Source organism: Halobacterium bonnevillei, assembly GCF_009831555.1.
GTDB lineage: Archaea > Halobacteriota > Halobacteria > Halobacteriales > Halobacteriaceae > Halobacterium > Halobacterium bonnevillei.
In genome coordinates this window covers 1-6,869 of sequence record NZ_WUUU01000159.1, presented here as the reverse complement: position 1 = coordinate 6,869, position 6,869 = coordinate 1, and the positions used below count along the sequence as shown (strand labels likewise).

The 6,869-nt window shown below is 67.8% G+C and carries 9 protein-coding genes; 5 read left to right on the top strand and 4 right to left on the bottom strand.

All coding sequences use genetic code 11. The features are described from left to right. A partial coding sequence (locus GRX66_RS15020; RefSeq protein ID WP_233745553.1) for an AIR synthase-related protein occupies nt 1-612 on the top strand: 612 nt, incomplete at its 5' end. Between the two features lie 52 nt (nt 613-664). After that, entirely contained in the window at nt 665-1,897 is a 1,233-nt protein-coding gene (locus tag GRX66_RS15015; RefSeq protein ID WP_159527281.1) for a hypothetical protein, read from the top strand. A gap of 161 nt (nt 1,898-2,058) precedes the next feature. Here GRX66_RS15015 and GRX66_RS19595 read toward each other — a convergent pair whose 3' ends face one another. After that, nucleotides 2,059-2,202 carry a DUF7550 family protein gene (locus GRX66_RS19595; protein WP_201293046.1) on the bottom strand — a complete coding sequence of 48 codons (144 nt, stop codon included), beginning with the start codon at nt 2,200-2,202 and terminating at the stop codon, nt 2,059-2,061. 41 nt (nt 2,203-2,243) lie between these two features. Next, a complete protein-coding gene (locus GRX66_RS15010; RefSeq protein ID WP_159527280.1) occupies nt 2,244-2,702 on the bottom strand; it encodes a universal stress protein in 459 nt (152 codons plus the stop codon). A 72-nt stretch (nt 2,703-2,774) separates the two neighbouring features. Between GRX66_RS15010 and hisF the strand changes: the two genes are divergently transcribed. Beyond that, on the top strand, nt 2,775-3,584 hold the full coding sequence (gene hisF, locus GRX66_RS15005) for an imidazole glycerol phosphate synthase subunit HisF (RefSeq protein WP_159527279.1): 810 nt from the start codon (nt 2,775-2,777) through the stop codon (nt 3,582-3,584). Nucleotides 3,585-3,874: 290 nt separating this feature from the next. Further along, nucleotides 3,875-4,195, top strand: coding sequence for a hypothetical protein (locus tag GRX66_RS15000; RefSeq protein ID WP_159527278.1), 321 nt, complete (start codon nt 3,875-3,877; stop codon nt 4,193-4,195). On the opposite strand, the gene GRX66_RS14995 is transcribed toward GRX66_RS15000, so the two are convergent. Beyond that, nucleotides 4,192-4,476 carry a DNA-directed RNA polymerase subunit L gene (locus GRX66_RS14995; RefSeq protein ID WP_159527277.1) on the bottom strand — a complete coding sequence of 95 codons (285 nt, stop codon included), beginning with the start codon at nt 4,474-4,476 and terminating at the stop codon, nt 4,192-4,194. The two genes, GRX66_RS15000 and GRX66_RS14995, sit on opposite strands and share 4 nt — an antisense overlap. A gap of 149 nt (nt 4,477-4,625) precedes the next feature. On the opposite strand from GRX66_RS14995, the gene GRX66_RS14990 reads away from it, so the two are divergent. Next, nucleotides 4,626-6,401 carry a rhomboid family intramembrane serine protease gene (locus GRX66_RS14990; RefSeq protein WP_159527276.1) on the top strand — a complete coding sequence of 592 codons (1,776 nt, stop codon included), beginning with the start codon at nt 4,626-4,628 and terminating at the stop codon, nt 6,399-6,401. A gap of 45 nt (nt 6,402-6,446) precedes the next feature. Here the strand turns inward: GRX66_RS14990 and GRX66_RS14985 are convergent. Then, nucleotides 6,447-6,869: METTL5 family protein (locus tag GRX66_RS14985; RefSeq protein WP_159527275.1), on the bottom strand; the 423-nt coding region annotated here is incomplete at its 5' end.

The window sequence follows — 6,869 nt, the reverse complement described above, 5'->3', positions numbered from 1 at the left end:
GGCCTCGCTGACGGCTGCCGCGCGATGGACGTTCCGGTGGTCGGCGGGAACGTCAGCCTCTACAACGACTCCGCGACCGGCCCGGTGCCGCCGACGCCGACGCTCGCGATGCTCGGCGTCCGCCACGGCTACGACGCCCCTGATTCGGCGGTCACCGGCGAGGGGACGCTCGTGCTCGTGGGCGGGCACGACGAGACCCTCGGTGGTTCGGAGTACCTCGCGCAGTTCGACGGGAGCGACGTCTACCCGGACGTGGACGACTCGACCGTCGCGGCCGTGCGCTCTGCCGCCAACCACGACGCCACGCTCGCCGTCCACGACGTCAGCGACGGCGGTCTCGCGGTCACGCTCGCCGAGATGGTGAACGAGGACGCCGGCGTGGACGCCGACGTACCGAGTATCGGCGCGCTCTTCTCGGAGGCGCCCGGTCGCGCCGTCGTCGAGACCACTGCGCCTGACGCGCTTCGCGAGGCCACCGACGTGCCGGTCGTCGATCTCGGCGAGGCGACGACGGACGGCGTGCTCTCGTTGACGGTCGCCAGCGAGATGGTCGACTACCAGTACGAGGACGTCCGGGACGCACGCGACGTCATCCAGCGCGAACTCGACTGAGTTCGCTCACTGTTTCCGAACATTCTATAGTTGTACGGAATAATCGACCTGTATGCGACTGGCCGCGGTTGCGTGCTGTCTCCTCCTCGTTGTCGCTGGCTGTCAGGGACTGCCTGCTGACAGTGCGGAGACTCGAGAACCCGCATCGACTGTTCAATCGACCTCGCCGACGAAGACGGCCGAGCCGTCCACGGAGTCGACTCGCTCTCCAGATACGTCCTCTCGGACGACCGAATCGCCGCGCACAATCAGCGTCGAGGGCGGAAGCCTTCCGTACGACCCCGACGGCGTGTGGGCGCGCGTCGAGTCGATGCGCGGCGTCGACGTGGGGAAGCCACTGACGGTCAGACTCGAGTCCATCTCAGGGAGCCTGGCGAGCGACCCGCCGCCGTTCGACCGGGCACTCGGCGTCGAAGCACCGCCGGAACCGCTTCTCGGGAGGGGCGTGACCCCCAACGTCGCGGACGGGAACGTCGTTAAACTGAACGCCGACCGCATCGATACTCGGGTCGCACTGGAGGGCACGCTGGCTCACGAGTACGTCCACGTGGTCCAGATGCGCAACCGCGTTCCGGAGTCACTCTGGGCGTCGTTCGGCGATTCGCCGACACTGGACGACCGCTTCGCGTACCGGGCGGTGCTCGAGGGGAGCGCTGACTACGTCGAGACGCGCTATCGTCGCCAGTATCTGCCGAATTCGTCTGGAGCTATCGAAGACAGGTACCGGAACGCGGCGTCCACCGCCAAGCGCGTGCTCGCGCCGTACTACTTCGGTGCGCGGTACGTGAACGCGACTGTCGAGTCGCCGACAGACCTCGATGCGGTGTACGAGTCGCCGCCCCAGACCACGGAGGAACTGATTCACCTGCTCCCGCCGGGGTCTGAGCAGCCCGCTGCGCTCGACGTCAGTGTGGCTACTGACGTGGAGCACACGAACCGCCGCCAGTTCGGCGAACTGTTCGTGCGGTCGCTGTTCGGGACCGGCCTGAACGAGTCCGCGGCCGCCGAACTGGCAGACGGCTGGGGGAACGACCGACAACTCGAATTCGAGGGCACGAACAGCACCGGCTTCGCCTGGGTGCTCCGCTGGGACGACGCCGCCAACGCCACCGAGTTCGAGAACGGCGTCGCCACCTACCTCGAGCAGACGGATACGCCCGGGCCCGTTCGTGTGGACAGGGTCGCACCGGAAACGACCGTTCTGTTCGCGGGCGACGAGTCGTTCGTGGGGAACGCGACTGCGAGCGGCGGCAATTCGACGGTGACTGTGGCCGCGCAGATGTAGAACGCAGAGGCGACGAGAACGTCACTATTCCGACAGTAGCGGTATCTGGGGACGTAGAATTGATACGGACTGACGTATAAACGGCGGCGAGCTACCGACCTCGTATTCGGCGTCGTACCCGGTCCCGGACACTCGCGGAGACGGCCCGTTCGAAGGAAAATTCAGGCCAGCGACGGGAGCAGATACGCGATTGCGACGCCGACCAGGAGGACGACGAAGCCGGCGCCGACCTGGCTCATACTGTACTCCTGCTGGGGTGCGGTGACGCGTCCCGATTCGTCGTCGTGGTCGTGGTCGTCGGACATGCGCGGCGGTTACACGCGGCCCTACTTGGCAGTATCGAAGGTTATCGACGCGACCCGTCCGCGTTGTCGGTGTGCCGGACAATGTGGACGTCGTAGCGGTCGTCGGCCGAGACGGTCTGGCCGATGGACGCGAGGCCGCCGACCATCCGGCCCGCGTTGTCGCTGCCGATGAACACCACGGACGCGTCGTTCTGCACGGCGAGCTCGCGGACCGCGCGGCTGATACGGCCCCGGGGCGCGTACTTGTCGACGACGCTGTACTCGAAGCGGGTCTCCGGGTCGAACTCGTCGACGATACGCGTGAGGTTCGTCGTGACGCGGTCGACACTGAACGACTCGTTGCCGCCCAACCATCCCCGCTCGCGGGCGACTCCGGGGTCTCTCGGGATCGCGGTCACAGCGACTACCTCCTCGTCCTCAGACGCGCACGCGAACGCGACTGCCCGGTCCAGTGCGGCTTTCGCCAGCGGCGAATTGTCGAAGGCAACGACGTACGTCATGGCACCATCGTTGGCTGATCGTTTGACCGCCGAGGCGAAACCTCTATCGGACGCTCGCGCCAACCGGGACGTATGCTGACCAAGCGGGTCATCCCGTGCGTCGACGTGGACCTGGACGACGACGGGAACGCCGCAGTCTACACGGGCGTCAACTTCGAGGACCTCGAGTACACCGGCGACCCCGTCGAGATGGCGAAACGGTACAACGAGGCGGGCGCCGACGAGTTCGTCTTCCTCGACATCACGGCGAGCGCCGAGGGCCGCGAGACGATGCTGGACACCGTCGAGCGCGTCGCCGACGAAGTGTTCATTCCGCTGACCGTCGGCGGCGGCATCCGCGACACCGACGACGTCAAGGAGACGCTGCGGGCGGGCGCGGACAAAGTCTCCATCAACACCGGCGCGCTGGAGCGCCCCGAGTTCATCACCGAGGGCGCGCGAGCGTTCGGGAGCCAGTGCATCGTCATCAGCGTCGACGCGCGACGCCGCTACGACGAGGGCGGCGAGCACTACGAGCAGGTGGACGGCGAGTCCTGCTGGTTCGAGGCGACGGTGAAGGGCGGCCGCGAGGGAACCGGCCGGGACGTCGTCGCGTGGGCGGCGGAAGCCGAACGGCGCGGCGCGGGGGAGCTGTTCGTCAACTCCATCGACGCAGACGGAACGAAAGACGGCTACGACCTGCCGCTGACGAGTGCTGTCTGTGACACCGTGTCGACGCCGGTCATCGCGTCGTCCGGCTGTGGCTCGCCACAGGACATGGTGGACGCGTACGACGCGGGCGCGGACGCCGCGCTCGCGGCGTCGATCTTCCACTTCGGCGAGTACACAATCGAGGAGACCAAACAGTACCTCGACGAGCACGGTGTGCCGGTTCGTCGCTGACCCAGCGCCGGGTGCGCTGAATCGCGGACAGGTACCGGGTCAGTGCGCTTCTCGGGAAGTGGTAGGAAGCGCCTACTTAGCTGTGCGGAAGGCTGGTGAGGGCCGCCGATACCTGGGTTGTAGTACCCACCGTTGTTCGTCCGGCTCCGGGCCGGGTCGCCAGTCACGGCGAATGACTTATTATGTGACCTGAGAACACTGATTGTATGTCATACTCTGGTGCGCCCGGGCCGGGGGACCCGGGGCCTGCCCAGTGTAGTGCAGACGGGCCTCTCGACCCCGGTCGTTCCGTGATCGAAGCCGTCGAGTGCGACTCCGCGCGATTCGTCGACCTGGCGCCGGACGGCGGCGGCATCCAGCCGACCTACCTCGTGTTGCTCGACGTCGACGACGACGTGGACGTGAGACAGTTGTCGTCGACGGAGGTGCTCCTGGCGCCGGAGGTACAGAACGCCGTCGCGTACTTTGGCGAACAGACGGACAGCGTCCGCGTCAGAACGCGGCCGGACCGCCGACTCGCGGTCGAAGAACACGTGGAAGCGATGCGCGAGCAGGGGTCGGCGTTCGAGTTCGCTGGCCGGCGCTTCGACCTCGAGGTCGTCGCGGGCTAAACTGCCGCTTCGAAGGTCTCCGCGAAGTCCCGCAGCTCGTCGCCCATGCGGTTGGCGGCGGCTTCAAGGGCGGAGAGTGGGTCTGTGTCGTCTTCGGTCGTGATTGTGAGCAGCGGCTCGGTCTGGCCGCCGGACTGTTCCGGGTTCATGTCGTAGGACGCCGCCGCGACTCCCTCGGTCTCGAGGAGCGCGCCCTTCAGTACGTTCATGAACGTGTGGTCTTCGCCGGCGATTTCGATAGTGAGCTCCGTGTCGCTCTTCTCGATAACCCGCAGGTCCATGGGCCAAGCTTCGCTCGTCCGGCGTTTCAACGTTTCGAAGCGTCCCGTCAGCAGGCGCTCGCGGCCACAGCGCTGGCGTCGAGTCGGTGCCGCGACGAGTCGCGCCGGTGGCGGACGCTTTATGGCGACGCGGCCGGCCACGTAGTTGTATGAACGTCTCGCCGCTGCTGGTCGTCGCCGCGACGACGCTTGTGACGCTCGTCGCGGCCGCGGCGGTACCGCGGTTCCGTCGACCGGGGTCGCTGGCGCACGCGACGCCCGTCGGTATCGTCGTCGGTATCGCCGCCAGCGTCGCGCTCGACGCGCTCGACATCTGGACCGCGGCGGCGTACGTCGCCGTCGTCACGTTCGTCGCTGCCGGCATCGCCGTCCTCAGGGTCGGCGAGGGACGGGCCGTCGTGCGGCGTGCGCGCACGAGACTGCTGTTCGGGGTGCCGTGGGGGTCGCTGTTGGCCGCCGGGGGCGTCGTCGCGTTCTACCTCTTCGCGCAGTTCGGCGCACAGAACCCCCGGTCGCCGCTGGTCGTTCCGTTCGTCTCGTGGTCGTACTTCTACCCGTTCGGAACCGTGACGGCGGCGTTCGCCCACGCCAGCCTCGGACACGTCACCGGCAACGTCATCGCGACGCTCGCGCTCGCGCCGCTGGCCGAGTACGCGTTCTCCCACTTCCCCACCGACCGCGGGGCGTCCGCGTTCAGTTCCTGGCGGACGAATCCCTACGTGCGGGCGTTCGTCCTGTTCCCGCTTGGCGTCCTCGTCGTCGGCCTGCTGACGGCGGTGTTCTCGTGGGGCGCGACCATCGGATTCTCCGGCGTGGTGTTCGCGTTCGCGGGATTCGCGCTCGTGCGGTATCCGCTCGCGACGGTCCTGGCGGTCTCCGCGCGGGAAGTCATCTCGCTTCTGTGGACCGTCATCAGGGACCCCATCGTGTTCGCGTCGGCGTCGCCGTCGTTCTCGCCGCCGTGGTGGGCGGGCATCGCCGTCCAGGGCCACATGTTCGGATTCCTGATCGGCGCAGTGCTGGCGTCCGTGCTCGTGATGCGCCGCGACAACCGACCGTCGGCCGCTCGCATCTGGTTCGGGGCAGTCCTGCTGGCGTCGTCGATGTCCCTGTGGGCGGTCTGGTGGTACGGTGCTGTCGACGATTTCGTGCTCTACAGGGCCGCCGGTGTGCTCCTCGTCGCGACGCTCGCCATCATCCTGACAGTCGTCGTGCGCGCCGACGACAGGACGCTCGTCCGGGACGTCTCCACGCGGAAGGCGGCGTTCGCCGTGCTGCTGCTGCCGGTGGTGACGATGTCGCTGGTCGCCGTTCCGGTGAACGTCACGACAGTTGCGGACGCGGACCTGCCCGGCGACCCGGTCGAAATCCGGGGCTACGAGGTGACGTACGCCGAGGACGTCACGAACGAGCGGGTCGCGGGCGTCGACTTCCCGTACTTCGCGGCGGCGACGAACGTCTCCGCCAGCGGCGTCATCGTCGCGAACGAGGACCGCCAGATCTGGACCGAGCAGGTGAGTGCCGGCGAACTCGGATTCTACGGCGACCGATCCGTGAAAGTCGGCGGCGTCGGCTGGACCGAACGCGTCACGGTGCATCGCCGCGGCTGGGTGGCGTCGGGCGGGAGCGCCGTCTACAACGTCTACGTCGTGCCGCCGGACGGCGACAGCCGGCACGTGTTCGCGTCCGAGAGTTCGACGGCGGACCCGCGCATCGGCGGCCGGAAGGTACGCGTTGACGCTGCCGGCGGCGGGTTCGGGCTGGAGGTCCTGCGAAACGACTCCGTCGTCGAATCCGTCCAGATTCCCGGCGAGAACGAAACGGCGATGGCAGGCGGCCTGACGTTCGTGCGGAACGGAACCCGCGTGTACGCGGAGTACGGCAACACGTCCGTGCAGGTCGCGTCCGAGGAGACCTACGAGTAGTCCCGGCGCCGGCGCGGCCGTCCGAGGCGTCGATGCAGTCCGCGATCAGCGCCACTCGACTCTGAACGCTTCGACGTCGAGGCGTTCGCGCTCGCTGGTGTGAAACTCGAACTGGCGGGCGACGTCGAGTTCGGCTGCGAACGCGTGCGTGACGCTGCCGCCGCGGTCGGCGGCGAACGACTCCACGAACTCCTCGCTTCCCTCGTTGTGAATGGAGTACGAGACGGCTGCGACGTCGGCGGTCGCTTCGAGGAACGCTCGGTCGGCGTGTCGCTGCCCGCGTTGCGCGCCGAACGGCGGGTTCATGACGACTGTGTCGACGGTCCGGAGGGGCGGCCTGGTGGCGTCGCCGCGTACCCAGTCCACGCGCACGTTCGGGTCCACTCGTGACTCGTTCTCCCGGGCGACTGCGAGCGCGTCCGCGTCGCGCTCGATGGCGACGACGCGTCGTGGGTCTCGGGTCGCGGC

Bases quoted from the DNA above. Each gene is read 5' to 3' on its own strand.
- GRX66_RS14990 (WP_159527276.1), top strand. From the start codon at position 4,626: ATGAACGTCTCGCCGCTGCTGGTCGTCGCCGCGACGACGCTTGTGACG.
- GRX66_RS14995 (WP_159527277.1), bottom strand. From the start codon at position 4,476: ATGGACCTGCGGGTTATCGAGAAGAGCGACACGGAGCTCACTATCGAA.
- GRX66_RS15010 (WP_159527280.1), bottom strand. From the start codon at position 2,702: ATGACGTACGTCGTTGCCTTCGACAATTCGCCGCTGGCGAAAGCCGCA.
- GRX66_RS19595 (WP_201293046.1), bottom strand. From the start codon at position 2,202: ATGTCCGACGACCACGACCACGACGACGAATCGGGACGCGTCACCGCA.
- hisF (WP_159527279.1), top strand. From the start codon at position 2,775: ATGCTGACCAAGCGGGTCATCCCGTGCGTCGACGTGGACCTGGACGAC.
- GRX66_RS15015 (WP_159527281.1), top strand. From the start codon at position 665: ATGCGACTGGCCGCGGTTGCGTGCTGTCTCCTCCTCGTTGTCGCTGGC.